We start from the raw sequence: 26075 nt of genomic DNA, 5'->3' as shown, positions 1-26075 counted from the left end.
TCCTCCACCCCCGACCATCCCCGCCGCCCTCATCATGCCCGCCCCCGCCGCCGCGCCCGCGGACCAGCCACTTGCCCCCGCCGGCAGCCTCAACGTGCCCGCGCTGCTGGTCGCCGCGCCCGCTTCGGGGCAAGGCAAGACCACCGTCACCGCCGCGCTGGCGTGGCTGCACCGCCGCCAGGGCCGCCGGGTGCGCGTCTTCAAGAGCGGCCCCGACTACCTCGACCCGTCCATCCTGGCCGCCGCGAGCGGCGCGCCGGTGCATTCGCTCGACCTGTGGATGACCGGCGCCGGCGATGCCGCGGCGCGCCTGGCGCAAGCCGCCGCCGAGGCGGACCTGATACTGGTGGAAGGGGTGATGGGCCTGCACGACGGCACGCCCAGCAGCGCGGACATCGCGCGCCATTTTGGGCTGCCGGTGCTCTGCGTGATCCAGGCCGGCGCGATGGCGCAGACCTTCGGCGCCGTGGCCTACGGCCTGGCCGGCTACGGCCAGCCGCTGCCGTCGATGCAGGTGCTGGCCAACGGCGTGGGCTCGGCGCGGCATGCCGACATGCTGCGCGAGAGCCTGCCGGCGCATATCGGCTGGGCCGGCGGCCTCGCCCGCGACAAGGATGCCGCGCTGCCCGAGCGCCACCTCGGCCTGCACGCCGCCGACGAGCTGCCCGACCTCCCCGCGCGCCTCGACCGGCTGGCCGACGCGCTCGCCGGGCAGCCGGCCGGCAACCTGCCGCCGCCCGTGGCCATCGCCGCCGCCGCGCCACTACCAGCCCTGCCGCCGCTGCTGTCCGGCAAGACCATCGCCGTGGCCCGCGACGCGGCGTTCCGCTTCCTCTATCCGGCCAATCTCGACACCCTGCAGGCGCTCGGCGCGCGCCTGGCCTTCTTCTCGCCACTGGACAACGCGGCCCTGCCCGCCTGCGACGCGCTATGGCTGCCCGGCGGTTATCCCGAGCTGCACGCGGCGCGCCTGGCCGGCAACGCCGCCATGCTGGCCGCACTGCGCGCCGCCCACGCCAATGGCCTGCCGATGCTGGCCGAATGCGGCGGCATGATGATGTTGTTCGAATCGCTGACGGACAAAGGCGGGCAGGCGCACGTCATGGCCGGCCTGCTGCCCGGCACCGTGGCCATGCAGCCGCGCCTGGCGGCGCTCGGCCACCAGTCGGTGGCGCTGCCCGAAGGCACCCTGCGCGGGCATACCTTCCACTACTCCAGCGCGCGCACGCCGCTGGCGCCCTGCTGCCACGCCACGGTGCCGCGCGACGGCTCGCGCGGCGAGGCGGTGTTCCGGCACGGCGCGCTGACCGCGTCGTACACGCACTTCTATTTCCCCTCCAACCCGCTGGCGGTGGCGCGCCTGTTCGGCGCCGGGGCGGGCTAGCGCCAGGCCGGCGCTCAGGCGGCGGTTCAGGCAACGCTCACGCGGCGTCGGCATCGGCCGCGTCGGCCTTCTCTTCCTTCTCCCGCTGCTGGGTGCGCTGCACCGCCACGGCAATGCCGGACTCGAGCTGCTCCAGCCCCTTGGACAGGTTGCGCATGGTGGTCTCGGAGACGTTTTCCAGCACGTCCCGCAGGAACGACGAGCGCAGCGGCAGCGCCTGCTCGACGATGCCGCGGCCCAGGTCGGACAGCGTGACGTTGGTCACGCGGTTGTCGCGCTCGCTGGTGTTGCGCTCCACCCAGCCCAGCTCCTGCAGGGCCTTGAGCTGGCGCGTGAGCGCGCCCGGGTCCATGCCCACGCGGTCGGCCAGCGGCTTCTGCGCGATGGGCCCGGCGTGGCCGTGCAAGGCGTAGAGGATGCGCCAGCGCGGCAGGGGATGGCCGATGCGCTGCTCGAACGCAGCCGCGTAGGCCCGGTAGGTCCGTCCGAACTGCTGTAGCACAGCCAGGCTTTGTCGCTCCAGTTCCAATCCATTCTCCTGCTTGGGCCGCCGCGCGCCACGCGGACGATGCACGCGCGGCGCGCGGCGGCCTCACCATCAACGGACCAGCCCGGCGTCCCGGCATGCCCCGGGACGATCCCAGGGCTGCCCAGGACAAATTCATTCAGCGGCCATGACCTGCGGCTTGACCGCGCGCTCCAGTTTCACCGGCGGCACGCGGCGCGAGCGCCACAGGCCCACCACGGCGATCACCGCGGCCAGCGCCAGGCCCACGTGGATCGCGCCGACCAGCGACAGCCGGGCCTGCTCGAGCAGCAGGGCGCCATTGTGGCCGCCCGCCTGCAACTGCGACAGCAGGCTCGACTGCGAAGCCCGGTCGATCAGGATCTGCGGATCGGCCAGGCGCGCCTGCCATTCGCCGGCGCCCGCGCTCTGCAGCGCGTCGTGCACGCCGCTGATGTAGCTGCGCGTGACCAGCGTGCCCACCAGCGCCGTGCCGATCATGCCGCCCACCATGCGCAGCGACTGCAGCATGGCCGTGGCGATGCCGAGATGCTCCCGGCCCGCGGTCTGCTGCGCGAACACGGTCAGGTTCGGCATGATGAAGCCCAGGCCGAAGCCGCCCAGCAGCATGATGCCAAACAACACGTGGTGCGACATCGAGCGCGTGGCCTGCGACAGGCCCAGGCAGGCCAGCGCCAGCATCGCGAAGCCCGCATACAGCATGTTGTTGGGCTGGCGGATGCGGGTGATGATACGGCCATTCAGGATACTGCCCAGCGTGATGCACACCACCAGCGGCGTCACCAGCACGCCCGCCTCCTTCGGCGAATAGCCGAAACCGCCCTGGAACAGCAGCGGCGCGTACAGCAGCAGCGAGAACATCACGAAACCGACCAGCACCGCCAGCAGGAACAGCGGCGCCAGCCCCGGATTGCGGAACATCTCCAGCGGCAGGATCGGGTTCGGCGCGCGGCGCTCCCAGCGCCACAGCGCCACCAGCGCGCAGACCGACATCACCACCAGCCCGCCCGTCACCAGGCCGAAGCCGCGCTCCGGCATCAGCTCCACGCACAACTGCAGGCCGCCCAGCCCGGCGCCGATCAGCGCCGCGCCCAGCCAGTCCACCTTGATCGAACCCGTGTGCGTCTGCTGGCGCAGATGCGGCAGGTAGCGCCAGGCGAACAGCAGCCCCAGCAGGCCCACCGGCAGGTTCACGTAGAATACCGAGCGCCAGCCATACGCCTCGGTCAGCAGCCCGCCCAGCGACGGCCCCACCGCGTTGGCGATACCGAAGGCCGCGCTCATCATCACCTGCCAGCGCAGCCGCACGTGCGAATCGGGAAAGAGATCGGGAATGCACGCGAAGGCCGTGCCCACCAGCATGCCGCCGCCAATGCCCTGCAGACCGCGCGCCAGCACCAGGAACGGCATGTTCGGCGCCATGCCGCACAGCACCGACGCCGCCGTGAACACCACGATCGACGCCATCACGAACGGCTTGCGCCCGTAATAGTCGCCCAGCCGCCCGAAGATCGGCACCGTGATCACCGAGAACAGCAGATAGGCCGTGGCCACCCAGGCGTAATACTCGAAGCCCTGCAACTCCGCGACCACCGTGGGCAGCGCGGTCCCGACCACGGTCTGGTCGAGCGCCACCAACATCACCACGAAGGCGATGCCCAGCATCGCCAACAAGGACTCGCGGAACGGCAACACCTGTCCGCTGCTATGCGCCTGGTGAGGCTGCGACATCATTTTATTGCCCGGTCAATGATTGTAGAGTCAATCATTATAGGGTAGTTGGGAGCGGGCGGAGCGGGTCGTCGGCAAGATTTATGCGGTGTCGATGCGATGTCGAGACGCCGCTCGTTGCGGACCGCCCACGGATGACGGCCAGCCGGCGGACCGGGATTCCCCACATGAAACGGCAGTGCCCTGCTTCAAGCCGCCTCGGGGGAAACTGCCGACCTTATCCACGCAAGAGCCTCATCCAGATCCAGATACAAGCTGGCATATGCTTTCCTCAGCAGCGCGTCAGGAAGAGCCCAGTCCCACTTCTCGCGTTGCAGGTTTTTTGCGTCCAACAAGAGATTGTCCAAATCTGGAAATTCATCAGTGGCAGCATCAGCCAGAGCACTCAGAATGTCTTCCTCACTATGACCTCCCTTGTGGACTTCGACGCCCAGGTCGGATGGCGCGGCGGTGAAGCCCCTCCGTTTGAGCAGACAGGCAATTGCTTCATTCCCCGAGTCCCCAATCCAGGTCAAGATCATCAGTTGAGTTCCTGCATCAAGAAGAACCCGACCATCGAGTCCCATTCGGCCGTAAGCCTCCCGCCCCTCCGCGACAAACCGCCTCGCCGACTCGTCCAGGAACGGCAGATCGTTGTCTCCCGCCAGCAACGCTCGCATGCGTTGGCGCACACGGGTATGAACCCGCCCGCCGCCCCCGGAGAACAAAGGAGGCGTGCCTCCCTTCGCTGGCGAAACATAGATAACTTTCTGCTCCTCGTCAATTTCGTCGACGTACCACGTTCTTCCAGCGAAGAGGATTCGCTGCCCGACGGAGAGCATCAGCGAGACTGGAAGTGCCCCGAGCGGTCTGCCGCCAGCCACAATTCGGAACTCTTCGTCAGCGGCAAAAGCAGCGTAGAAAGTGTAGTGATTGACAAATTTCTCGCCGAGAGGACCATGCAAGAGCAGTCCGGAAGAGTCCTGCATCAAGAGTTCCTTCTGTCCAAGATGTCGCAACAGAGCGATAAAATCCGGTCTAGATGTCCCGGAAAACGGCGCGGACGGTGCACAAAGAAGTTGGTACGCCTGCGTTGCCGTCACGCCGCCGTTCTGCGAAATAAGCGAAAGCAGTTGCTGAATCAGCGTAGAAAGGTGGAGACCGTGAATCCTGGGAGGCTCGAACCATTTTTCTCCTAGCAACGTAATCATGGCTGCCATTTGTACGGTATTGAGCCGAAGAAGTGTCGCAATGGAACTCCCAGGGACACGCGCGTCCTCGACGCAATAGCCCCTGAGAATGGCCGGCTCGTTCTTCCGTCTCCCCGAACGTCCAAGTCGCTGCCGCAGGCTGGCAACGGAGGGCGGAGGTCCAATCTGGGCAATGCTTTTCACGGCTCCAATATCGATACCCAACTCCAACGTATTGGTACAAACCGCGGTGGCCGGCTGAGTCTTCTGCTTTAGCGCTGCCTCGGTTTCTGAGCGTATCTCTTTGGACAGACTGCCATGATGCGGCCAGAACTGGTTCGGTACATGGTGATGAGCGCAGAGCCCCTGCAATAGATGCGTATAACGTTCCACCTCCCGGCGGCTGTTGGGAAAGACAAGGTTGTTCGAGCCTCGGAGCACCTTGAAGAGATGCGAAGCTATGTGAGCAGGACTGGCAGATTTGACCTCCGCACTATCGTCGGCATCGCGATGGGGCACCGACGGTTCTTCATAACCCTTGATTGCCACTTTCAATTCAGCCCCCGCCGCGCGGGACTCGACGATTACCACACTGTCCGCCTTGCCAGGACGAAGATAGTCAGCCCCAAGTTGCATATCGCCAAGTGTCGCAGAGAGGCCCACTCGAGGAATGACCGTTTTGAGAACGCTCTCTATGCGACATATGAGCGACTGAAGCTGCTTTCCACGCTCTGAGCCTATGAAAGCATGCAGCTCATCGATGACAAAGAAGGCCGTATGCTGGAATATGGTGCGAACAGATGCCCCCCGGTTGCAGAGCATCGCCTCCAGGGATTCCGGGGTGATCAGCAAGACACCGTGCGGATCCTTCAAGAACCGGGCTTTCGACGAAGACGAAATATCACCATGCCAAGGCCAGACTGGCACGTCCAGGTCTTCGCACAGGCGATCCAACCGCCCGAACTGGTCGTTGATGAGAGCCTTCAGCGGACTGATATATACGATTAGCCCGGGCTTTTCCTGTGCAACCAGATACGTTAATGCCGGAAAAAAGGCGGCTTCCGTCTTCCCTGCGGCAGTAGCGGCGGCAATGATGACATCCGTGTTCCCCTTGACGATGTGAGGAATTGCCACCTCTTGGGCATCCCTGAGTTCCTCCCAGCCCTCGGCCCAAATGAAGCGCTGGATCCGGCTGTCGAGTGCAAAGAAGGAGCTCGAATCAGACATGCCAGCTTAGAGCTTGAACGATGTCAGTTCATCGTCCTCATCAATGGCAGCATCCGCTTGACCGCCTGCGTCTGGCGTGATCTCAATGCCCCCCAGCAGCGTCTGCCAATCTGCGCCGGGATTTTGCTCTAGAACCGCGAGCAAATCGATAAACGAAGTAATAGTCGTCCGCGGTGTCCGAAAATAGCTGTCTCCAATGCGCTTCGAGCAGTGCTCCATGAAGCTGAATATGCCATTGTCCGGCAGAAGAGACTTCGCTTCGTCACCAAATGCATAGACCTGGCGGATCTTCTGCAGCAGCACATAGAAGTCTTCTGGTGTCAGACTGGAGAGTCGAACGACGGGTCCAGTGAAATCGACGAGTCCGCCGGCAGTGAAGACGTTTTGAGCCAGGCGACTCTGTAGCGCTGGATAGCTATACAGTCCACGCCGTGTGTCCAGCAAGAACTCCGGCGTTCCTCCCAAGACGAAGCCGAGTCCAACTGCCGTTCCTTGTAACGAGTCGTTCAGAATGCGAAGAATCTGCTCGTAATTTGAATTCCGAGCCTGCGTATTTGCAAGCTTGTAGAGATTAACAAGTTCATCAAGGCAAACCAGCAGGCCCGAAAATCCTGCCAACCGGACGAAGCGGCCCAAGAGCTTGAGTTGGTCGTAGACGGAAGCGTCATCGACAATGGTTCGCACGCCCAGTGCCTGCCTTGCATCCGTCCTCGTTGAGAACTCTCCCCGAAGCCATCGGACTGCATCCGTCTTTAGTTGTTCATTACCCTCTTCCGCCCCACGGCAATAGGCGGCGATGACGTCAGCAAAATCGTAGCCGTTCACTAGTTCCGTCAATTGCTCCAGCTTTTGCCGCAACACCGCTTCCGTAGTCTGCCCGCCAGTTTTGGCTTCGGACCTGGCAGTCGCGATGAACTTTTCGACGATGCCCGCGAGTGCGCCTCCATCCGGCTTCGTCCGGGTCGAGATGTTGCGCATCAGTTCCGCGTACAGAGACCTGGCCTGGCCGCCGCTCGAGTGCAAGCGCCGATCGGGATTGAGGTCGGCATTGGCCACAACCAGCTTCTTCTCCATAGCAACCGATCGGACCAAATTTAGAAAAAAAGTCTTCCCTGCGCCATACTCGCCTGTTACCAAACGGAAGGCGGCTCCTCCGTCAGCAACCCGGTCAATATCGGTGACTAGAGTTTCTATCTCGCGATTGCGTCCGACCTGCACAAGATGCTGCCCAGTTCGGGGCACCACACCGGCACGTAACGATTGGATTACCGCATCACGGTCTTTGGGACGGATTGTTGTTGTCATGCTTCGATCTTCTCCATCAGTTCGGCACTGATAGCAACCGGATCGTCGCCCTCAGTAAAAGGCATGTCGTGCACGTCGAATGAAGCTTCATTGATCCGCTCGAGTGCACCATCAAGCATGAGGTCCAGGTCAGCACAGACATCGACCAGCTCTTCCCGCGCCCACTGGGGCCGCGATAACAGCATACGAGCGAACGCACTGTGAGATTCGTCCAGCCCTAACAAGCCTGACAAAGGCGACTCCCCGACGACCGCAGGATGAACCGCCTGCACTGACGCACGCGTCTCTTCTTCCTTAAAAATCCCTGCCAGCAACGCAGAGACTTTTTCCGTATCCTTCTGCAATTCGGCGATCCGCATGGGGTCTAGCCTGAGACTGCCCTTCTCCGGCGTGGCTACGCCCTGGTTCGACACTCTCGGGGTATCAGTCAACTCACGTACCGATGTCGAATGCACATCGCTGAACACCTTGGCCGTGTCGATATCAAGCACCTTGTAGACTTTCTCGAGCAACCTGATTTCGCCCGCAGACACGATTCCGTCGCTCTGCACCAACGCCGCCATAAAGACAGCAATCGACTCCTTGGCACTCTTGTCCAGGGGCTCCAACTTTTTCTTCAGAACAGCCAGAGACAGCGGCTCCATTCGCAGGAGTTCTATGTGTGCCCACAGCCGGTGACGCTGGGCCTCAGTCAAGTGGACCCACGCCTGCACTTCCTGACGCAGATGTTGCACCTCCCCGTCGCTAAATTCGCCGTCAGCACTGGCAACGGTCGAAGCCAACTGTAGTGTCAGCTGCGCGGCTCGATAAGCCGCCGTGCTGCCGGCGTTCAACCCGTCCGCAGTCTCGACGAAAAGAACAACCATGCCTTCAGGCTTTGGGACTCGCGCACCATTCAGAATATCCGGTTCGATACCAATGCCTGTGTCAGCCAGCGCTCTCGCCAACCCAGTTAAGCCCGGCCTCGTTAGCACCGATTTGGCACCCAGCAACTCCAATAGACCGGAGAGCTTGAGTTGCAGAACGCCATCAACCATGCGAGCCTTGAGCCCACGTAGAGTCTGCTGAGTGGTCTCCGGCCAGAGCCAAGCTGGCAACTGAATCAATGCCTCGAGAGAGTTTGCCGCGTCAGGGTACCTACCTAAGTAACGGCTGTAAGCATCCAAGTCTGCCGTCGCGGCGTCTATGATCTGCTGCAGCTTCTTCACCGGAGCGGTAAGGGCTGCCACATCCGGCACTCCTCCGAAACTCAGCGTCAGTTCATCAGCCCCAGCGAGCGCGGCCGAGGCCGGCCGGTACACCAGCTTCAATTTGGTGCGATTCCGTGGCAGTTTCAAACCTTCGCCGAACATTTCCTCATACTTCTGCGCAAACAGCCTTTCAAACTGCTCGGGACATCGAATTGCAGGAGTGCGAAGCCCTGCTGCCGGATCCAGACGTGCCCACGCCAGTGCCAAATGTGTTGGTACAGGAACGCCATCGACCGCGGCTTGTCCCAAGGCAAGACGAAGATAGAAGGGAAGCTCATAGCCTCGAGGGAATGTCGGCACTGGCCGCTCATACAGCCGCGATGAGGCATCGGCCAGAGTCAAATAATCGAGAAACTCACTCGCATAGCGCCGGAACGAGTACGAAACTTCTCCGCCGTATATTGCCAGGAGGCGCCGTACCTCATCGGCGATAGCCGGTCTATCAGCCCGTGCATTTGCATCGTTGCCAGCATCGACGATGACACGACGCTCCAGACCATAGAAGAATAGAAAAACATAGCCGACGTCGGCACCAGGATGCTTCCTGCCATCGGCCAGCCAATTCAGATAGGCCCGACGGGCCTTGGGCGATATATCAGAATAGCTCGGCCAGTAGTCTGTCTGCCGCACCCTAAAATCACTTTCCGCAGCAACAGCCTTGCGAGGATCTATCAGGCTTGGATCATTTCCCCCATGCAGCGATGGTAGTGACGTCCCGACATAGATCATGCCACCGGGGATCAAGATCTTGTCGCTGTCACTTTTTCCCGAAACTGTGATGACGGTGCCGGGGGGAATCCACTTTGCCGCCCCCATCCCCTTCGGTGGCGATGGAATACGAAAACCCGATGTGGCAAAGCCATATGCCTCATCCGACGATCCCCCGACGCTATCGGCCAATACACTGGTATGTACTGCAACCGATCCTGCCTGATTTGGCGAGGTCATGGGCGTCCGCTTTGAACCTCTGAAGAACAACTTGAAAGCACCGTAGCCCGCTGCACAGACTCCCAAGAATATCCACCATTCCTTGGGTAGCGCAAAAATCAGGACAAGTATTATGAAAACCCCAATACCGACAATCCCCCCACTCCCTGTATTTTTCTTTCGTCTGGCCATATTTTCCCCAGCTCGTATTTTTTGATATAGCGCCTATATGAATTGACTGAGAACATACCCCTGCAATGTCCGCTCCGATCGAGCATATTGCAGGCCAGTTACCTCGCTCAATCCAGGACCCCACTAGATAGCTTGCCGCTGTGAAATTGTGCCTCACAGAGGGATTGTCTTGGAAAAAAGCATGGGCATCTTTGGCCACACCCCTCTAACGAGGGGTGCCCGTGCCATCGACAGATAGGGACCCCTCATCGTTTCCGCCTCGGGGACGCCACATGCGCAATTGACTCTTGCGGCCTAAACAGCACGCTTCTGCCACGAATTGGAGATAGCGCTGGTCCGTCAAGGAATTGGAGGGTGGTGGTCAGTGACGCTGGCGCCTCGTCACAGTGCAACACAATGCCTGGCGAGTCACTAGATCCTTCGCCTACTTGAAAGCAGGATTGCGTACTGCTTCTGCATGCTCGACGCGAAGATGCCAGCGCCGAACAATGCTTGCGATCACGTTGAAGTCCCACTTGTTCCCGCGCAGGAGAATGTTCTGCGCGTCAACATTCAATGCAAGAATTCGGTGGCTAGATCGGCCGCGCGAGTATTTCAAACTCGTGACGACGACCGGTGCCCAGCACTGGAAATTTGAGACGAAGGCGTGCAGGATCGAGTGCCGCCACGCGCTGCCGGCCTTCAGCCACTCCATGAATGTGTCCAAGTTGACCACGCTGGACTCCCAACTCCATTCACTCGCCTAGCTGACGGATGCTGTCGAGACCGCTGGTTGAATCCATCCAATGCGATCCGCATTCCGACGAGAGACATGTTGTGTCCCCGTACACAACAGGCATATGGAGAACCCTGGAAATTCCGCACGGGGTCTTTGTGACTTTGAAGAGGCTCCTCCTCGGTCAGGCATCCCTTCCGCGAACCCCTAAGCCCCGAACCGCGGAAACAGCCGCCGCACATTTTCCCGCGCGATCGCCGCGTGCTCCTGCGCCGTCAGGCCGCCGAGGCGGCGGAAGTTGTCGATGTTCTTCGCCACGTTCGCCGCCGGCTGGAACGGGAAGTCGGTGCCGAACAGGATCTGTGAAAGCGGCGCGAGCGTGCGCAGGCTGTCGAAGGTGGGCTGGTTCGCCGACATGGCCAGGTCGTAGTACAGGTTGCGGAACTCGTCGAGCACCGCTTCGCTGCTTTTCGGGGCCGGCTTCATGACCGGCATCGGCGCGAGCAGCGCGATGCGGTGCGCGATCGACGGCAGCACGCCGCCCGCGTGCGGCAGGATGAGCTTCAGGTTCGGGCAGCGGCGCAGCGTGTCGGAGAACACCAGGTCGATGACCGTGCGCGCGGTGTCGCACGGGAACTCGAACAGCGGCGCCGGGCGGCCGAGCCCGACGGCTTCGAGGCACTGCGGCGCCGTGGGGTGAAGGAAGATGGTGGCGTGGCGCTCGTTGAGCGCGTCGAAGATCGGGGCGAGCGCCGGGTTGCCCAGGTACTTGCCGTCGGTGTTGGTCTCGATGACGACGCCGTCGAGGCCAAGCTTGCCGAAGGCATGGTCGATCTCCTTGAGCGAGGCTTCGACATGCGGCAGCGGCAGCGTGGCGAAGCCGCCGAAGCGCCCCGGATGCGCGCGCACGGTCTCGGCGATGTCTTCGTTGATGCGGCGCGCCAGGCGCTCGCGCGCGCCGGCGTCGCGCAGGAAGCCGACGCTCGGCGAGGACACCGACAGCATCATGGTGTCGATGCCGCCCGCGTCCATGACGTCGATGGCGGCCTGCGCGGACCACGCGGGAATCGGGTAGCCGCCGTCGAGCGAGGCCAGGCCGGCGTCGGCGAGGGCCTGGCGGTAGGCGGGAGGCAGGCAGTGCGCGTGGACGTCGATGAGGCCACAGGTGCAGCGATAGGGTTGGGTCATGTCGATAGCCTTTGAGATCGGTGGCCTTGAGGTCGATGGCCTTGAAATCGATAACCTTTGAGCGGGAGGCGGCGATGGCCGGATGCGAGCGCGGCGAGCGGCGTGGCTACGACAGCGCCTCGGACGCTTCCAGCTCGAGCCGGGTCGGCAGCCAGTCGTAGCCGTCCGCGTTGCGGCGCAGGTGCCCGCGCCCCGGGAACGGGAAGTGGTACGACAGGATTTCCATGTTCTCGCCGCAGGCCCAGTCGAGCACGCGCAGCCGCGACACCGCGGCGGCGGCGCTGTCGGAGTCGAACTTGAAGGCCCAGTTGGGCCGCTTGAGCAGCAGGATCTGGTGATGGCAGAGATCGCCCCAGTTGAGCAGCGCCCTGCCCTGGCTGGCGATCCGGTAGACCATGTGCCCCGGGCTGTGGCCGGGCGTCAGGTGGGCGGTGATGCCGGGCACCACTTCGTCGCCGTCCGCGAGGAACGTGATGACGTCGCGATAGGCGAGGATGTTCAGGTGCGCGCCGCGGAAATGGTCTTTCATGTGCTCCGACATGGTGTCGCGGATATTGCCGAGATCGGTCCAGTATTCCATGTCGACGCGGTTGATGCAGACGCGCGCGTTCGGGTAGAGCTTGTTGCCGTCGTCGTCGACCAGTCCCCAGCAGTGGTCGGGATGCGCGTGCGTGAGCGCGATCACGTCGATCTGCTCCGGCGCGATGCCGGCCGCGCGCATGCTGGACAGCGCGCGCCCGGTCAGCTTGCCGAAGGTCTTGACGCCGAGTTCGGCGTTGATGCCCACGCCGGTGTCGAACAGCACCAGTTGCCTGCCGGTGTTGACGATCAGCAGATTCTGGTCGAGCTCGATGGTCTCGGTCGGCAGGTAGGCGTCGGCCAGCAGGCGGTCGATCTCCTGCGGGTCGGCATGCGGAAAGGTGTCGCGCGGCGGGCCCATGTGCAGCAGGCCGTCGGTCACCACGGTGCATTCGAAGTCGCCGTGCCGGAAGCGCGTCCAGCCGGGTTGCTGGTTGCGTTGGATCGGTGCGCTCATGTTTGTCTCGCTCCTGGTTCGGCCGGCCGCGGCGGGCCCGCGCCCGCCGTGCCATGTTGCCGTGTTCGTGGGGGTTTCAGATCGGATAGGCAGCCGCGCCGGTGGCGATCGTCACCCAGCGCAGCTCGGTGAACTCGGCCACGCCGGCGCTGCCGCCGAAGCGGCCGTAGCCGGTGGCCTTGACGCCGCCGAACGGCATTTGCGGCTCGTCGCTGACGGTGGCGCCGTTGATGTGGCAGATGCCGGTCTCGAGGCGGCGCGCGATGTTGAGCGCGCGCGCGGCGTCGCTGCCGAACACCGAAGCCGACAGGCCGTACTCGGACTGGTTCGCCAGCGCGACTGCCTGTTCGTCGTCGGCCACGCGCGTGACGCATACCACCGGGCCGAAGGTCTCCTCGTGGAAGATGCGCATGGCGGGCGTCACGCCGTCGAGCACCGTGGCGGACATCAGCGCGCCGCGCGCGTCCCCGCCCGCGACCACGCGCGCGCCCTGTGCCACCGCGTCGGCGATCAGCGCATTGATGCGCTTGTGGGCGAGCGGGTCGGCGAGCGCGCCCAGCGCGTGCACGCCGCTGGCCGGATCGCCCGCGGTCAGGCCGCGCGCGCGCCCGGCGAGCTTGTCGACGAAGGCCTCGGCCACGCCGTCGGCCACCAGGATGCGCTCGGTGGACATGCAGATCTGCCCCTGGTTGAAGAACGCGCCGAAGGCGGCCGCGCGCACCGCGGCATCGAGGTCGGCGTCGTCGAGCACCAGGCAGGGCGCCTTGCCGCCCAGCTCCAGCAGCACCGGCTTGAGGTGCTCGGCGGCGCGGCGCGCCACCACGCGGCCGACGCGCGTCGACCCGGTAAAGTTGACGCGGCGCACGGCCGGATGGTCGATCAGCGCGCCCACGACGTCCTCGGCATCGGCCGGCGCGTGCGTGACGACGTTGACGATGCCGCCGTCCAGGCCGGCCTCGATCATCGCCTCGCCGATCAGCACGTGCACGCCGGGGCTGACGTCGGACGCCTTCAGGATCGCGGTGTTGCCGCACGCCAGCGCCATCGCCACCGCGCGCACGCCTAGCACGACCGGCGCGTTCCACGGCGCGATGCCGAGCACCACGCCGACCGGGCAGCGCATGGCCATCGCCACGCGCGCCTCGTCCGACGGGATGACCTCGCCCTGGATCCGCGTGGTCATGTACGCGGCCTCGCGCAGGATGGCGGCGGCGGCGTCGACATTGTGCCCGGCCCAGGCGCGCGCGGCGCCCGTTTCCGCCATCATCGTGTCGACCAGCGCGGCGCGCCGCCGCTCGAGCCGGTCGGCGGCCAGCAGCAGCTTGTGCCGGCGCGGCCCCGGGCCGAGCGCCGACCAGGCCGGGAACGCCGCCGCGGCGGCGTCGGCCGCGGCGCGCGCGTCGGCCACCGTGGCGGCGGCGGCGCGCGTGACGACGGCGCCGGACAGCGGGTTCCTGCGCTCGAACAGCGCGCCGGACGCGGCGGGAACCGCGCGGCCGGCAATCAGAAGGGAAAAATCTCGCAAGCGCGTCTCCATGCGGTAGTTGCTTCGTGACGCTACTGTAGGCACGCGGCGCGCGGCCGGCTTGCCTGTGAGGGAAGTAAACCGCGCCGCGGCGCGGCCCCTCCCGGCAGTTCACTGTCGGGCAAGACAGCCGCGCCGCGCGCCGGCATCATTGGCGTCCAGTGACCGGCTACCCGCGCACCCGCGCACGGGCGCGCCGGCAATCCAGGAGGAATGTCCATGAAATTCGCAGACAAAGCGGTCGTCGTCACCGGCGCGGCGTCCGGCATCGGCGCCGCCTGCGCGGCGTACTTCAAGGCCGCCGGCGCGCACGTGATCGGCGTCGACCGCAATGCCGTGCCGGGAAGCGGCGTCGACCAGTTCGTGCAGGCCGACCTGTCCGACCCGGCCTCGATCGCGGCCGCGGCCGCGCGCATCGAGCGTGCCGACGCGCTGTGCAACATCGCCGGCCTGCCGCCCACGCGCGGCGCCGTGCCGGTGCTGCAGGTCAACTTCACCGGCCTGCGGCTGTTCACCGAGGCCCTGCTGCCCCGTCTCAACAACGGCGCGGCCATCGTCAACCTGGCCTCGCTGGCCGGCTTCGGCTGGCACCAGGACGCCGCGCAGGCGCTGGCCCTGCTCGAAGTCCGGCAGCCCGAAGACGTGCCGGCGTTCTGCGCGAGCCACGGCGTGGACGACGCGCGCGCCTATTTCCTGTCGAAGGAAGCGCTGGTGGTGTGGACCCTGCAATGCCGCTGGCGCTGGCGCGAGCGCGGCATCCGCATGAACGCGGTCAGCCCGGGGCCGGTGGAAACGCCGATCCACCAGGATTTCCTCAAGACCCTCGGCGAACGCGCCGAGGAGGACATGCGCCTCATGGAGCGCGCCGGGCGGCCCGCGGACATCGCTCCGCTGGTGGCCTTCCTGTGCAGCGACGAAAGCGCCTGGATCCGCGGCGCCAACATCCCCTGCGACGGCGGCATGGAAGCCCACGTGCTGAGCGGGATCCACCGGCTCGGCTAGCGCCGTCCCGCGAGGCTGGCCGCGCGGTAGTCGCGCGGCGTGGTGCCGAAGGCCTGCCTGAAGCTGCGGGAAAAATGCCCGCTGCTGACGAAGCCCCAGCGCATCGAGATCTCGGTGATCGAATGCGCGCCCAGCGCCGGGTCCGCCAGGTCCTGGCTGATCTGCGCCAGGCGCAGTTGCTGGATGTACCGGGCCAGCGTCATGCCGTCGGCGTCGAACACCATGTGCAGGTAGCGCTTCGAGCAATTGAGCGCCGCCGCGATCTGGTCGACGCACAGGTCCGCCCGCGCCAGATGGCAGCGCACGTATTCCACGATCCGCTCGCGCAGCACCGCCGGCAGCAGGTGCCGGGGCGCGGCGGCGAGCTGCTCCCGCACCGCCGCGGCCAGCGCCTCGCCCAGCTCGCCCGCCTGCGCTTCCGACATCGCAGCCCCCGCCAGCGCGCCGGCCATGCAGGCGGCCATCCGGCCACCGGCGCCGCCGCGCGCGCTGTGCGCGCGCAGCAGCACGGCGCGGCGCTCGCGCGGCGACAGCGGCAGCGCCGCGTGCGGCACCACCATCGTGGCCAGGTCCACCGGCCGGCTCGCGGTCATGCGGTACGGGCGCGCGGTGTCGTAGATGGCCCAGTCCCCCGGCGCCAGGCACGCGGCCAGGCCATCCTGCTCGAAGCGGGACTCGCCCTCGAACTGGACCACCACCTTGTAGCGGCGCGGCGCGTCGGCGGCATGCGCCGGCAGGTTGGTCGCGCGGTGGGCCTGCGCGGTCACGCGGCACAGCCGGGTCTGCCCGACGCTGGCCATGCGCAGCGCGCCGTCGAAGGCGTCGCGTCCGTAGGTGTCGACATGCAGGCCGCCGAAACTGCCGCGGATAGCTTCGCGCCAGAACCCGGACCGTTCATGCGGCGACACCGCGATGGTGGAAAGCGTCTCGAAGGGCCTGCTGGTATCGGTGGTCATGGCGGCAAGGAAAAGTAGCCGGGGCAACCACCCCGGCGAGAATCGTCAACGCGCGCCGGCCGCGGCCGGGGCCGGCGCGCCGCCGGCGCGGCGCATCGCCAGCACGGCGAACGCGGCAAGCAGCGACGGCATGGCGATCAGCGCGAAGGTCTGCGTGGTGTCCATGCCGGCGCCGACCAGCGCGCCGACCAGCAGCGGCCCGGTCGCGCCGCCGAGCCGGCCGGCCGCCAGACCGCATCCCACGCCGGTCGAGCGGATGGCGGTGGGATAGCCCAGGGCCGCCAGGCCGATCATGCCGGAGGTGGCGCCGCCGACGCAGAACCCGGTCAGCATCGAGCACGCCGCGGCGAACGCGAGCTGCGCGCCGGCGAGCCCGGTCAGCGCCACCGCGACGCTGCCGCTGGCCAGCAGCATGGCCAGGAAGCGGAACGTGCCGAACCGCTCCATCAGCTTGCCGGCCAGCGCCACGCCGGCCATGCCGCCGACGTTGTTCCAGGCCAGCACCAGCGAGGTGTCCGGCAGGGACATGCCGTGCCCGCGCAGCAGCGTGGTGGTCCAGGCCAGCACGCCGATCAGCGTCATGAAGTTCAGGAAGAAGCCGAGCCACAGGAAGCCGGTGAAACGCGCGCGCCCGCCGGTAAACAGGTGCGAGGCCGGCATGCCCTGCGGCACCGCTTCGCGCATGCGCAGCGTGGCGCCGCGCTGCCGCGGGTCCACGCCGAGGCGGGCGAGGATGCGCTGCGTCGCCGCGCCCTGGCGCCCGGCCAGGATCAGGAAGCGCAGCGACTCCGGCACGCACAGGCACACCAGCAGCGCGCCGGCGATCGTCACCGCGCCGAAGGCCTGGAACATGGCCTGCCAGCCGAAGGCCGGGATCAGCCGGCTGCCGGCGAAGCCGGCCAGCACGCCGCCGGCCGGCACCGCCGCCCACAGCAGCGAGGCCACGCGCGCGCGCAGCCGCTGCGCGACGAACTCCGTCGCCAGGCTCACGAAGCACGGCGCCGCGCCGCCGAGGCCGATGCCGGTCAGCACGCGCAGCGCCAGCAGCATGCCGAAGCCGGTCGCCGCCGCGGTGCACAGCGAGGCCACGCCGAACAGCAGCGTGCACAGCACCAGCACGGACTTGCGGCCGAAGCGGTCGGCCAGCGGCCCGAAGAACAGCGCGCCGGCCATGAAGCCGATCTCGGACGCGGCGAACACCGGGCCCAGCTGCTCCGGCCCGAGTCCGAGCGAGTGCGCCATCGTCGGCGCGCTCAGGCCCATGATCTGGATGCTGGCGCCATCCATCAGCGCGATCAGGAAGCAGATGGCGAACAACAGCCACTGGAACGGCCCGAACGGCCGGGCATCGATCACATCTTCAACGTACAGCGGTTTCATTTCTCCTCCCGGGAAGGGATGTGGCTGGGGCAAGGCGCGGGGCAAGGGACGCGGCGCACCTCAGGCGCCGACGATATTGACCGCCTTGGTCTCGGTGTAGCTCAGCATCTCCTCGATGCCCTCCTCGCGGCCCACGCCCGAGTTCTTGTAACCGCCGAACGGCACGCCCTTGTAGTGGGTGCCGACGCCGTTGACCCAGATATAGCCCGCCTGCAGCCGGCGCACCGTGCGCATCGCCGTGCCCAGGTCGCGCGTCCACACCGAGGCGGTCAGGCCGTACTCGATGCCGTTGGCCATGTCGATGGCCTGCGCGGCGTCGGACCAGCGCATGATCGACAGGATCGGGCCGAACACCTCCTCCTGCGCGATGCGCATGCCGGGCGTGACGTCCGCGAACACGGTCGGCTCGACCCAGTAGCCGCGCGCGAAGGCGCTGCCGGCCGGGCGCCTGCCGCCGGCCACGAGCCGCGCGCCGTCCTGCTTCGCCGCCTCGATGTAGCCCAGCACCTTGTCGTGCTGGCCCCTGGAGTTGACCGGCCCCATCGTGCTGTCCGCCGCGCGCGGGTCGCCGATGCGGATGCGCCCGACGCGCTCCGCCACGCCCTCGACGAAGCGCTCGTAGAGGCTGTCGTGCACCAGCAGCCGGCTGGTGGAGCCGCACGACTGGCCCTGCCAGAGGAAGTTCATGCCGCGCACGGCCGCGTCGAGCGCGCCGTCCACGTCGGCGTCGGGAAACACGATCAGCGGGTTCTTGCCGCCGAGCTCGAGCGAGATGTGCTTGACGCAGACCTCGGCCGCGCTGCGCTGGATCTGGCGCGCCGTCTGCGGCGAGCCGATGAACGCGATGCGCTTGATGTCCGGATGGCGCGCGATGGCCTCGCCGGCGGCGCGGCCGGTGCCGGTGACGATGTTCATCACGCCGCGCGGAAACACGTCGCGCGCGATCTCCGCCAGCAGCGTGGCGGACAGCGAGCTGGTCTCGGGCGGCTTGACGATGACCGCGTTGCCGGCGATCAGCGCGGCCGCGGTGCGCGCGGTGGCGAACATGACCGGGTGGTTGAACGGCACGATGCGCCCGACGATGCCGTAGGGCTCGCGCAGCGTGATGTGCAGGTTGTCCGGCGTGGTGGCGGGAATCGACTCGCCCTTGAGCTCGTAGCCGAGCCCGGCGTAGTAGTTCAGCCCCCACGACGCGGCATGCACGTCGCCGCGCAGCGCGGCCAGCGTGTTGCCGGTGTCGGCGACCTCGGCCTCGAGCAGCGCCTCGGCGGCGGCCTCGATGCGGCGCGCGTACTCGCGCAGGCAGGCCGCGCGCCCTTCGATGCCCAGGCCGTGCCAGGCCGGCGCGGCCGCGCTCGCGGCGCGCGCCGCGCGCTCGATGTCCGCGGCGCCGCCGGCCGGCACCTGGCCGATGATTTCCTCGGTGGCGGGGTTGAGGCTTTCCAGCCATTGCCCGCCGGCGGCGGCGGTCAGCTCGCCGTCGATCAGCATGGCGCGTTTGTTGTCGGGTCCCAGCTTCATTGGTTCGTCTCCACGATGACTGCAATCACGGGCGCGCGGGGGCGCGTCATTCGATACGGATGCCGTTGCGCCTGATGAACGACGCCCACTGCTCGCGTTCCTTGCGCATCGACGCCTGGAACGCTGCCGGCGTGTCGAACACCGGCACCAGGGCATTGGCTTCGAGCGCGCCCGCCAGCTCCGGGGTCTTCATCGCGGCGTTGAGCTCGTCGCTCATCTTCTTGAGGATCGGCGCCGGCACGCCGGCCGGCGCGAACACGCTGAACGAGGTCCAGATGTCGATCCGCGCGGGGCCGGGCTCGGCCAGCGAGGGCACGCCGGGCAGCATCGCGCTGGCCTGGTTCACGGCCAGCGGCTTGAGCTTGCCGGCCTTGATGTAGGGCTGCACCGAGCTCAGGTCCGTGAACATGAACTGCAGGCGTCCGCTGAGCAGGTCCTGGTAGGCCGCGCCCACGCCCTTGTACGGCACGTGCAGGAAGCGCGCGCCGGTGGCTTCCTCGATCATGCGCACGCCGAGGTAGGGCGGGCTGGCCTCGCCGGCCGAGCCGTAGGGAATCGCGCCGGGCCGCTCCTTGCCCAGCCGCACCAGCTCGCCGAGGCTGCCGATGCCGGCCGCCGGGTTGGCCACCAGCACCATCGGCGCGAGCACGCCGCGCGCCACCGGCACGAGGTCCTTCTCCACGTCGAACGGCAGCTTGCGGTACAGCGCGGGGCTGATGGCGACCGCGGCGTTGGCGGTCACGAGGAACGTATAGCCGTCCGCCGGCGCGTGCGCGACCACCTGGGTGCCGATGTGCCCGCTCGCGCCGGGACGGTTGTCGACCACGAACGACTGCTTCATCGAGCGCGACAGCAGCGTCGCGACCAGGCGCGCGTAGACGTCGGTCCCGCCGCCGGGCGCGGACGGCACGATGAGCCTGACGGGACGCGCGGGCCAGGGTTCCTGCGCCAGCGCCGGCAGCGCGGGCACCGCCGCGGCGAGCAGGCACAGCGCGCCGCGCGCGAGCGCCGCGCGGCGCGCAGGGGAACTGAGGGATGGGGGCGGCTTCATGTGGTTGGTCTCCTGGTATCGTTGGTGTTCTTTTGTTCTTTTCCTGGTGCGCGGCGCTCAGCGCAGCCCCGCGGTGGCCTGGCGCGCGGCGCGGCGCCACAGGTCCCAGGCGCGGCCGATCTGGCCGTCGTTGGCATGCTCGGCGGCCAGCCCTTCGGCCGCGGTGAGGTAGCGGATCTCGCCGCCCAGGCGCGCGGCGTCGAGCACCAGGCGCGCGTTGGCCTGCGCATACACCGCGCAATAGACCGCCTTCTCGACCGAGTCCGCCGCCACGGTGACGCCGTGGCCGCGCATCAGCACGATGGTGGCGCCGCCCATCGCGGCGGCCAGCGCGTCGCCGAGGCGGCGGTCGCGGATCAGCATGTCCGAGCCGTCGCCGGCCACGTCGGCGATGTCGAACACCGGCGCGCCGCGCGCGAGAAAGCCGCTCATGTGGCACACCGGGCGCAGCGCCGCGCCGGACACCACGCCGAACGGGATCAGCGCGGGCGAGTGGCTGTGCACCACCGCCCGCACCTCGGGCCGCGCGCGGTAGAGCGCCGCGTGGATATGGCGCTCCAGGAACACCTTGCGGCCCTGCGCGTCGGCCGGCTCGCCGTCCAGGCCGAAGGCGAGGATGTCGCCCGCGCCGGCCTGCACCGGCGCCATGCTGCGCGACATCAGGAAGCGGTCGCCGTCCGGGTGCCGCGCGCTGACGTGGCCGAACGCATCCAGCACGCCTTCATGGAACAGGATGTGGCCGGCATCCACCAGGTCTTCGACGAGGGTGCGGGTCGGCATGGTCGTCTCCTTGCGCAAGAGGGGTTAGAGAGGGGTCGGGAGGGGTTCAGAAAATATGCTTGATGCCGACCATCGCGCCGAGCTGGTTGCCGCCCGGCGCCGGGTTGGCGCCGATCGCGCCCGAGCTGACCGAGAGCGCGAGGTTGCCGCGGTTGTCCAGGAAGCCCGCCGTGCCGTACACCGAAGTGCGCTTGCTCAGCGCATAGGTGGCGCGCGCCGCGTACAGCCAGGCCTTGTCGGCGCTGTGGCGGAAGCGCAGGTAGAACGCCTCGGCGTCCACGCTGAACGCCGGCGTCAGCGCATAGGATGCACCGAGGAACCACAGGTCGCTGCGCGGCGTGGCGCTGCCGTCGTTGTCGCGCCTCAGCAGGCCGCCGCCGACCTTGCCGTTCTTGAAGTTGACGTAGCCGTTGACGGTCAGGCGGTCGTCGCGCAGGCGGCTGCTCGTCAGGCCGCCGAACGCGCCGAGGCCGCCGCGCAGTGAATCGTAGGCGGCGCTGACGCTCCACCAGCTGGTGTCGTACTTCAGCAGCACCGACCATTCGCGGCACGCGCGCTGGTCGGCGGGATTTTCGCCGGCGCAGTTGGCGCCGGACGGGCTCGGGCCCGCGTTGACCGTATCGCGGCCGAAGCTGTAGGTGCCGCCGACCGTGAGCCCGCCGAACGTGCCCTTGTAGGAGATCGCGTTGTCGGCGCGCGTGCTCGGCAGGTAGCTGTCGAGCGACGACGAGCCGAAGGTGTTCGGGCCCAGCATGTCCGGCTCCAGCATCGACCAGAACAGCATGGTGTACTGGCGGCCGAGCGCGACCTGCCCCCAGCTTCCCGACAGCCCCACCCACGCCTGCCGGCCGAACAGCCGGCCGCCCTGGTTGGAGGTGCCGGCGTCCGGCGCGAAGCCGGACTCCAGCACGAACTGGCTCTTGAGCCCGCCGCCGAGGTCCTCGGTGCCGCGCAGGCCCCAGCGCGACGGCACCGTGCCGGCCAGGCCCGGCATGCGCACCAGGTGGTCGCGCGCGGCGCCCACGCCGGACACGAATTCGATGCCGGTGTCGACGACGCCGTACAGCGTCACCGACTGCGCCTGGGCGTGACTCGCCCCGGCCGCGCAGGCGCACAGCGCCGCGGCCATTACCGACTGCTTCATGGTCTCCTCCGTTTTTTTTCTTGATGAAGGCCCCGCCGCGCGGTGGCGCGGCCGGCCTGATGGTGAAGCGATGGCGGAACCGTCCGGCCTAGCGCGGCGCCCGGTTGACGGCCACGGCGATGGCGGCGGCCAGCGCCGGCACGATGCCCGCCATGAAGATGTCGCCCGCGCTCCAGTTCCAGCCCAGCAGCACGCCGCCCAGCGCGGGGCCGCTGATGGAGCCGATGCGGCCGATGCCGACCGCGCAGCCGATGCCGGTGGCGCGCATGCGGGTGGGATAGATCTCGGCGGCCAGCGCGTTCAGGCCAGCCTGCGCCCCCTGCACCGTCACGCCGATCGCCAGGCTGGCCGCGATCACGACCGCGTAGTCATGCGGCCACGTGGCCAGCACCAGCGCCAGCGCGGCATAGGCCAGCAGCTCGCACAGCAGGACCGGCCGCGCGCCGAAGCGGTTCATCAGCGCGCCCTGCATCAGCGAGCCGAGCACGCCGCCGACGCTGAACGCCGTGATCGCCGCGATGCCGACCGAGGCCGGATGATGCGCGCCGATCAGCACCGCGGGCATCCAGCTGACGATGAAGTACAGCGCCACGAGGTTGAGGAAGTACGGAATCCACAGCAGGATGGTGCCCGCGGCGCGGCCCTCGGTGAACAGCAGCCGGATCGGCACGCCAGCCGCCGCGCCGTCGGCGGCGCGGTAGGACTCGTCGCCGCGCAGGTCCGGCGCGATGCGGCGCATGATGGCCGCCAGCCGCGCCATGTCCTGCCCGCGGGCGATCAGGAAGCGCGCCGACTCCGGCATGGTCAGCGCGATCAGCAGCGCCACCGCCAGCGGCAGCACGCCGCCCACCACGAACACCGCCTGCCAGCCCAGGCGCGGCAGCATGAGCGCGCACACCGCGCCGCCCAGCACGGCGCCCAGCGGCATGCCGCACATCAGCGTGGTGACGGTGCTGCGCGCGTGGCGCCGCGGCGCGTACTCGGAAGCCAGCGCGATGGCGTTGGGCAGCGCGCCGCCCAGGCCGATGCCGGTCAGCAGGCGCAGCACCAGCAGCTGCTCCAGCGATTGCGCGTAGGCCGTCGCCAGCGAGAGGCTGCCGAACAGCATGCAGGACAACACGATCATCGTCTTGCGGCCGTAGCGGTCGGCCAGCGGGCCGAGCACCACGGCGCCCAGCAGCATGCCGACCAGGCCGGCGCCGAAGACCGGGCCGAAGGCCTTGACCGGCACGCCGAGGCTGGCGCCGATGGACGGCGCCAGCATGCCGATGGTCTGGGTGTCGAAGCCGTCGAGCACCGCGACGAGGATGCACAGGCCGATGGCGAGGTACTGGAAGCGCCCGATCGGGCGGGCGTCGATGACTTCGTGGACGAACAGGGGCTGACCATGAGCGAGCATGGCGTTGTCTCCGGTAGCGGGGGTATCCCCCTCTTTTTTTCTGATGAATCGAAACAGGCGGCGCGCGCCGGCGCCGCGAACCCGCGGGTCAGGTGCGGATCCAGCCGCGCCCCCAGGAATTGAGCGTGTATTCCTCGTGGGGCCAGACGCCCGGCGCGCGCCCGGCGTCCACCCGCTCCAGCTCCGCCGACAGCTCCACGCGGTTGCCGTCCGGGTCCGTCACCATGAAGAACAGGTTGTTGCCGGGGCCGTGGCGGCCGGGGCCGAAGAAGATGCCGCGCCGCACGCGCGCGAAGCGGTCGCCCCAGTCGCGGATGTCGTTCCAGCAGCTGGTCTCGTAGCAGTGGTGGTCCCACGCGTTCTGCGAGCCCTGGAAGAACGCCAGCGAGTGGTGCTCGTCGTCCGAGCGCAGGAAGCACGTGGCGATCGCGCCGTCGTCGGCGACGACTTCGTCCGAGACCGTGAAGCCGATGCGCCGCACGTAGAAGTCGACCACGGTGGCGAGGTCGGTGGTCTGGAACACCGTGTGCTGCAGCCGCGCGGACAGCCGGTCCGGCTCGCGCCCGGCGCGCGGCACGCCGAACAGCAGCACGCGCCCTTGCGGGTCCGCCACCGTGAACGCGCCCGGCGCGAAGAAGATCTCCCCGGCCGGGCCGGCATCGCGCGCCAGGTCCGCCAGGCGCGCGCGCAGCGCGGCCAGGTCCTGCGCCGAGCGCGCGGCGTAGGCCGCCACGGCGAGCCCGGCGTCTTCGCCCTGGCCGATCACCACGGCGCGCTCGCCGCCGGCCAGCGCCACGGTGCCGGCGGGCGCCGGCACGCGCCGGAGTTCGAACAGGTCCTGGTAGAAGGACGCGAGCGCGTCCGGCGCGGCGCTGCGCAGATGGAGGTGATGCAGCCGCAGCGGCGTGGAAGTCTGTAGTGTGGTCATGTTCGTTCTGCTTGTCTGTTGTGCCGGCCGGCGGCGCGCCTACGCGGCGCGCGCGGTGGCGACGAGTGCCGGCGCCGCGCCGGCGCGCGCCATGTCGATGCCGAGCCGCCGGCCCAGCGCCGCGGCCAGCGCCTCGGCGTCGTCGTGGCCGAACACGCCGGCCACGTAGCGGTCCGGGCGCACCACGACCACCTTGCCGGCCAGCGCGCGCAGCGTCTTCGGCGTGGCCTCGGGCGCCAGCGCCACCGGCACGTAGCCGTGCCGCGCGGCCAGCCTGAGCGCCTGGTCATCGAGCCGCGGCAGCAGCACCACGCGCCGCGTTTCCAGCCGGCGCCACAGCGCGCACGCGCCGCCGGCCGTGTCGGCGGTATCGGCGTCGGTGCCGGTCATGGCCGCCGCGCCGATGGCGACGTGCGCGAAGCCGTCGCCGGTGATCTCGTCGAGCGGCAGTTCGGTCCCATCCGCGGTGCGCACCTTCGGCTGCGGCAGCATGGTGCCGACCAGCCCGGCGGTGTCGGCGGCGCTGGCCACCAGCAGGCCGTCGTGGAAGCGCGGCTTGGGCTTGAACTTCATCTGCAGGAAGTAGTCGCGCACCGGCGGCACCAGCGCCGTGGCGCGGAAGAACGCCGCGCAGGCCCATGCCGACAGGCGGCTGCGCGGCGCCATCACCACGCCCAGGTTCAGCGCCAGGCGGATCAGCGCCCAGGCATGGTCGCGCCGCTCGGTCTCGTAGGAGTCGAGCGCGTCCGGCGCGATCCGGTTGCGCAGCACCGCGGCGAGCTTCCAGCCCAGGTTGTGCGCGTCGCGCACGCCGCTGTTCATGCCCTGCCCCGCGTAGGGCGGCGTGAGGTGCGCCGCGTCGCCGGCCAGGAACACGCGCCCCGCGCGCCAGCGGTCCGCCACGCGGGCATGGAACGTGTAGACGGTCTTGCGCACCACCTCGGCCGGGCGGTTGCCGCGGAACGGGCGCAGCAGCTCGGCCAGGCGCTCGGGCCGCAGCACCTCCTCGTCGGTCTCGCCGGGCTTGAGCAGGAACTCGAAGCGGCGCGTGCGGTTGGGGCCGGGCACGTCGACCACCGGGCGCGACGGGTCGCAGTAGGCGCGCGTCTGCCAGAACGGATCGTCGTCGTTCTCGGTGTCGACCACCAGCCAGCGCGCGTTGAACGACGAGCCGGCCAGCGTCGCGCCGATCGACTGCCGCACGAAGCTGCGGCCGCCGTCGGTGCCGACCACGTAGGCCGCGTCGATGCGCAGCGGCCCGCCGGGGCCCTGCACCACCGCATGCGCGCCGTCCTCGTCCTGCGACAGCGCTTCGAGCGTGTGGCCGAACAGCACGCGCACCGACGCATGGCGCGCCAGCCCCTCGCGCAGCGCGGCCTCGAACAGCGGCTGGCGGAACGCATTGCGGCGCGGGTAGCCGTACTCGCTGGCGGTGGGCTCCACCTTGGCGAAGCAGCGCCCGCCCGGGCGGGTCAGGTAATGCACGCCGTAGCCGGGCACCACGTCCCGCATCACGGCCTCCACCAGGCCGATCGCCTGCATGGTGCGCAGCGATTCGTCGTCGATGGAGACCGCGCGCGGCTCGGCCACGGTGCTGGCCTTGCGGTCGATCAGGATGGTGTCGATGCCCTGCCGGCCGAGCACGTTGGCCAGCGTCAGGCCGGTCGGGCCCGCGCCGACCACCAGCACGGCGGCGGCGAGCGAAGTGGATTGCGTCATGAGTCTCTCCTCGGCCGGCG

At 68.0% G+C, this 26075-nt stretch carries 20 protein-coding genes; 2 read left to right on the top strand and 18 right to left on the bottom strand.

Going from position 1 to position 26075, the window contains the following annotated elements; translation table 11 throughout:
- Positions 1–34: 34 nt before the first annotated feature.
- Positions 35–1384 (top strand): cobyrinate a,c-diamide synthase, encoded by a 1350-nt coding sequence (locus tag ACWTPI_RS21995; protein WP_454732719.1) that lies wholly within the window; start codon positions 35–37, stop codon positions 1382–1384.
- Positions 1385–1421: 37 nt separating this feature from the next.
- Here ACWTPI_RS21995 and ACWTPI_RS21990 read toward each other — a convergent pair whose 3' ends face one another.
- The 9 genes from ACWTPI_RS21990 to ACWTPI_RS21950 all read right to left on the bottom strand — a co-directional run bounded on the left by ACWTPI_RS21990 (position 1422) and on the right by ACWTPI_RS21950 (position 14175).
- On the bottom strand, positions 1422–1913 hold the full coding sequence (locus ACWTPI_RS21990; protein WP_059415028.1) for a MarR family winged helix-turn-helix transcriptional regulator: 492 nt from the start codon (positions 1911–1913) through the stop codon (positions 1422–1424).
- 132 nt (positions 1914–2045) lie between these two features.
- Positions 2046–3644 (bottom strand): MFS transporter, encoded by a 1599-nt coding sequence (locus ACWTPI_RS21985; RefSeq protein ID WP_059415026.1) that lies wholly within the window; start codon positions 3642–3644, stop codon positions 2046–2048.
- Positions 3645–3829: 185 nt separating this feature from the next.
- Complete coding sequence (locus ACWTPI_RS21980; RefSeq protein WP_059415024.1) at positions 3830–6037, bottom strand: DEAD/DEAH box helicase; 2208 nt, start codon at positions 6035–6037, stop codon at positions 3830–3832.
- A gap of 6 nt (positions 6038–6043) precedes the next feature.
- On the bottom strand, positions 6044–7342 hold the full coding sequence (locus ACWTPI_RS21975) for an ATP-binding protein (protein ID WP_059415022.1): 1299 nt from the start codon (positions 7340–7342) through the stop codon (positions 6044–6046).
- Positions 7339–9540, bottom strand: coding sequence for a tellurite resistance TerB family protein (locus ACWTPI_RS21970; protein ID WP_454732718.1), 2202 nt, complete (start codon positions 9538–9540; stop codon positions 7339–7341). Before ACWTPI_RS21970 ends, ACWTPI_RS21975 begins: the two co-directional genes overlap by 4 nt.
- 595 nt (positions 9541–10135) lie before the next feature.
- Complete coding sequence (locus tag ACWTPI_RS21965) at positions 10136–10405, bottom strand: hypothetical protein (protein ID WP_454732717.1); 270 nt, start codon at positions 10403–10405, stop codon at positions 10136–10138.
- A 228-nt stretch (positions 10406–10633) separates the two neighbouring features.
- Complete coding sequence (locus tag ACWTPI_RS21960; RefSeq protein WP_059415017.1) at positions 10634–11614, bottom strand: amidohydrolase family protein; 981 nt, start codon at positions 11612–11614, stop codon at positions 10634–10636.
- A gap of 106 nt (positions 11615–11720) precedes the next feature.
- Positions 11721–12650, bottom strand: coding sequence for an MBL fold metallo-hydrolase (locus ACWTPI_RS21955; RefSeq protein WP_454732716.1), 930 nt, complete (start codon positions 12648–12650; stop codon positions 11721–11723).
- 76 nt (positions 12651–12726) lie between these two features.
- Positions 12727–14175 carry an aldehyde dehydrogenase family protein gene (locus ACWTPI_RS21950; protein ID WP_454732715.1) on the bottom strand — a complete coding sequence of 483 codons (1449 nt, stop codon included), beginning with the start codon at positions 14173–14175 and terminating at the stop codon, positions 12727–12729.
- Positions 14176–14394: 219 nt separating this feature from the next.
- Here ACWTPI_RS21950 and ACWTPI_RS21945 point away from each other — a divergent pair, with 219 nt between their 5' ends.
- Positions 14395–15177 carry a coniferyl-alcohol dehydrogenase gene (locus ACWTPI_RS21945; protein ID WP_059415015.1) on the top strand — a complete coding sequence of 261 codons (783 nt, stop codon included), beginning with the start codon at positions 14395–14397 and terminating at the stop codon, positions 15175–15177.
- Here ACWTPI_RS21945 and ACWTPI_RS21940 read toward each other — a convergent pair.
- The 9 genes from ACWTPI_RS21940 to ACWTPI_RS21900 all read right to left on the bottom strand — a co-directional run bounded on the left by ACWTPI_RS21940 (position 15174) and on the right by ACWTPI_RS21900 (position 26055).
- The gene (locus ACWTPI_RS21940; RefSeq protein WP_020203084.1) at positions 15174–16133 is read right to left on the bottom strand and encodes an AraC-like ligand-binding domain-containing protein; all 960 of its coding nucleotides are present in this window, start codon (positions 16131–16133) and stop codon (positions 15174–15176) included. The two genes, ACWTPI_RS21945 and ACWTPI_RS21940, sit on opposite strands and share 4 nt — an antisense overlap.
- Before the next feature lie 45 nt (positions 16134–16178).
- A complete protein-coding gene (locus ACWTPI_RS21935) occupies positions 16179–17513 on the bottom strand; it encodes an MFS transporter (protein WP_454732714.1) in 1335 nt (444 codons plus the stop codon).
- A gap of 60 nt (positions 17514–17573) precedes the next feature.
- Positions 17574–19034 carry an aldehyde dehydrogenase family protein gene (locus ACWTPI_RS21930; protein WP_020203082.1) on the bottom strand — a complete coding sequence of 487 codons (1461 nt, stop codon included), beginning with the start codon at positions 19032–19034 and terminating at the stop codon, positions 17574–17576.
- Positions 19035–19080: 46 nt separating this feature from the next.
- Positions 19081–20085 carry a Bug family tripartite tricarboxylate transporter substrate binding protein gene (locus ACWTPI_RS21925; protein WP_454732713.1) on the bottom strand — a complete coding sequence of 335 codons (1005 nt, stop codon included), beginning with the start codon at positions 20083–20085 and terminating at the stop codon, positions 19081–19083.
- A gap of 57 nt (positions 20086–20142) precedes the next feature.
- Positions 20143–20865: a class II aldolase/adducin family protein gene (locus tag ACWTPI_RS21920; protein WP_454732712.1), complete on the bottom strand. Its 723-nt coding sequence runs from the start codon at positions 20863–20865 to the stop codon at positions 20143–20145.
- A gap of 46 nt (positions 20866–20911) precedes the next feature.
- Positions 20912–22009: a porin gene (locus ACWTPI_RS21915; protein WP_454732711.1), complete on the bottom strand. Its 1098-nt coding sequence runs from the start codon at positions 22007–22009 to the stop codon at positions 20912–20914.
- Between the two features lie 88 nt (positions 22010–22097).
- Positions 22098–23408: an MFS transporter gene (locus tag ACWTPI_RS21910; protein ID WP_454732710.1), complete on the bottom strand. Its 1311-nt coding sequence runs from the start codon at positions 23406–23408 to the stop codon at positions 22098–22100.
- Between the two features lie 88 nt (positions 23409–23496).
- Positions 23497–24336, bottom strand: a complete 840-nt coding sequence (locus ACWTPI_RS21905; RefSeq protein WP_454732709.1) for a VOC family protein — start codon at positions 24334–24336, stop codon at positions 23497–23499.
- Between the two features lie 39 nt (positions 24337–24375).
- Positions 24376–26055: a bifunctional 3-(3-hydroxy-phenyl)propionate/3-hydroxycinnamic acid hydroxylase gene (locus ACWTPI_RS21900; RefSeq protein WP_454732708.1), complete on the bottom strand. Its 1680-nt coding sequence runs from the start codon at positions 26053–26055 to the stop codon at positions 24376–24378.
- Between the last annotated feature and the right edge of the window lie 20 nt (positions 26056–26075).

This window comes from Cupriavidus ulmosensis (assembly GCF_977008105.1).
Note: the sequence above shows the minus strand (reverse complement) of the source record. Positions and strands in the feature narration are given on the sequence as shown.

What these genes read in the sequence shown, in the direction of transcription:
- ACWTPI_RS21980 (WP_059415024.1), bottom strand. Translation starts at nt 6,037, where the DNA reads ATGTCTGATTCGAGCTCCTTCTTTGCACTCGACAGCCGGATCCAGCGC.
- ACWTPI_RS21930 (WP_020203082.1), bottom strand. Translation starts at nt 19,034, where the DNA reads ATGAAGCTGGGACCCGACAACAAACGCGCCATGCTGATCGACGGCGAG.
- ACWTPI_RS21900 (WP_454732708.1), bottom strand. Translation starts at nt 26,055, where the DNA reads ATGACGCAATCCACTTCGCTCGCCGCCGCCGTGCTGGTGGTCGGCGCG.
- ACWTPI_RS21955 (WP_454732716.1), bottom strand. Translation starts at nt 12,650, where the DNA reads ATGAGCGCACCGATCCAACGCAACCAGCAACCCGGCTGGACGCGCTTC.
- ACWTPI_RS21905 (WP_454732709.1), bottom strand. Translation starts at nt 24,336, where the DNA reads ATGACCACACTACAGACTTCCACGCCGCTGCGGCTGCATCACCTCCAT.
- ACWTPI_RS21920 (WP_454732712.1), bottom strand. Translation starts at nt 20,865, where the DNA reads ATGCCGACCCGCACCCTCGTCGAAGACCTGGTGGATGCCGGCCACATC.
- ACWTPI_RS21975 (WP_059415022.1), bottom strand. Translation starts at nt 7,342, where the DNA reads ATGACAACAACAATCCGTCCCAAAGACCGTGATGCGGTAATCCAATCG.
- ACWTPI_RS21945 (WP_059415015.1), top strand. Translation starts at nt 14,395, where the DNA reads ATGAAATTCGCAGACAAAGCGGTCGTCGTCACCGGCGCGGCGTCCGGC.
- ACWTPI_RS21960 (WP_059415017.1), bottom strand. Translation starts at nt 11,614, where the DNA reads ATGACCCAACCCTATCGCTGCACCTGTGGCCTCATCGACGTCCACGCG.
- ACWTPI_RS21910 (WP_454732710.1), bottom strand. Translation starts at nt 23,408, where the DNA reads ATGCTCGCTCATGGTCAGCCCCTGTTCGTCCACGAAGTCATCGACGCC.
- ACWTPI_RS21965 (WP_454732717.1), bottom strand. Translation starts at nt 10,405, where the DNA reads ATGGAGTGGCTGAAGGCCGGCAGCGCGTGGCGGCACTCGATCCTGCAC.
- ACWTPI_RS21935 (WP_454732714.1), bottom strand. Translation starts at nt 17,513, where the DNA reads ATGAAACCGCTGTACGTTGAAGATGTGATCGATGCCCGGCCGTTCGGG.
- ACWTPI_RS21915 (WP_454732711.1), bottom strand. Translation starts at nt 22,009, where the DNA reads ATGAAGCAGTCGGTAATGGCCGCGGCGCTGTGCGCCTGCGCGGCCGGG.
- ACWTPI_RS21995 (WP_454732719.1), top strand. Translation starts at nt 35, where the DNA reads ATGCCCGCCCCCGCCGCCGCGCCCGCGGACCAGCCACTTGCCCCCGCC.
- ACWTPI_RS21970 (WP_454732718.1), bottom strand. Translation starts at nt 9,540, where the DNA reads ATGACCTCGCCAAATCAGGCAGGATCGGTTGCAGTACATACCAGTGTA.
- ACWTPI_RS21925 (WP_454732713.1), bottom strand. Translation starts at nt 20,085, where the DNA reads ATGAAGCCGCCCCCATCCCTCAGTTCCCCTGCGCGCCGCGCGGCGCTC.
- ACWTPI_RS21985 (WP_059415026.1), bottom strand. Translation starts at nt 3,644, where the DNA reads ATGATGTCGCAGCCTCACCAGGCGCATAGCAGCGGACAGGTGTTGCCG.
- ACWTPI_RS21940 (WP_020203084.1), bottom strand. Translation starts at nt 16,133, where the DNA reads ATGACCACCGATACCAGCAGGCCCTTCGAGACGCTTTCCACCATCGCG.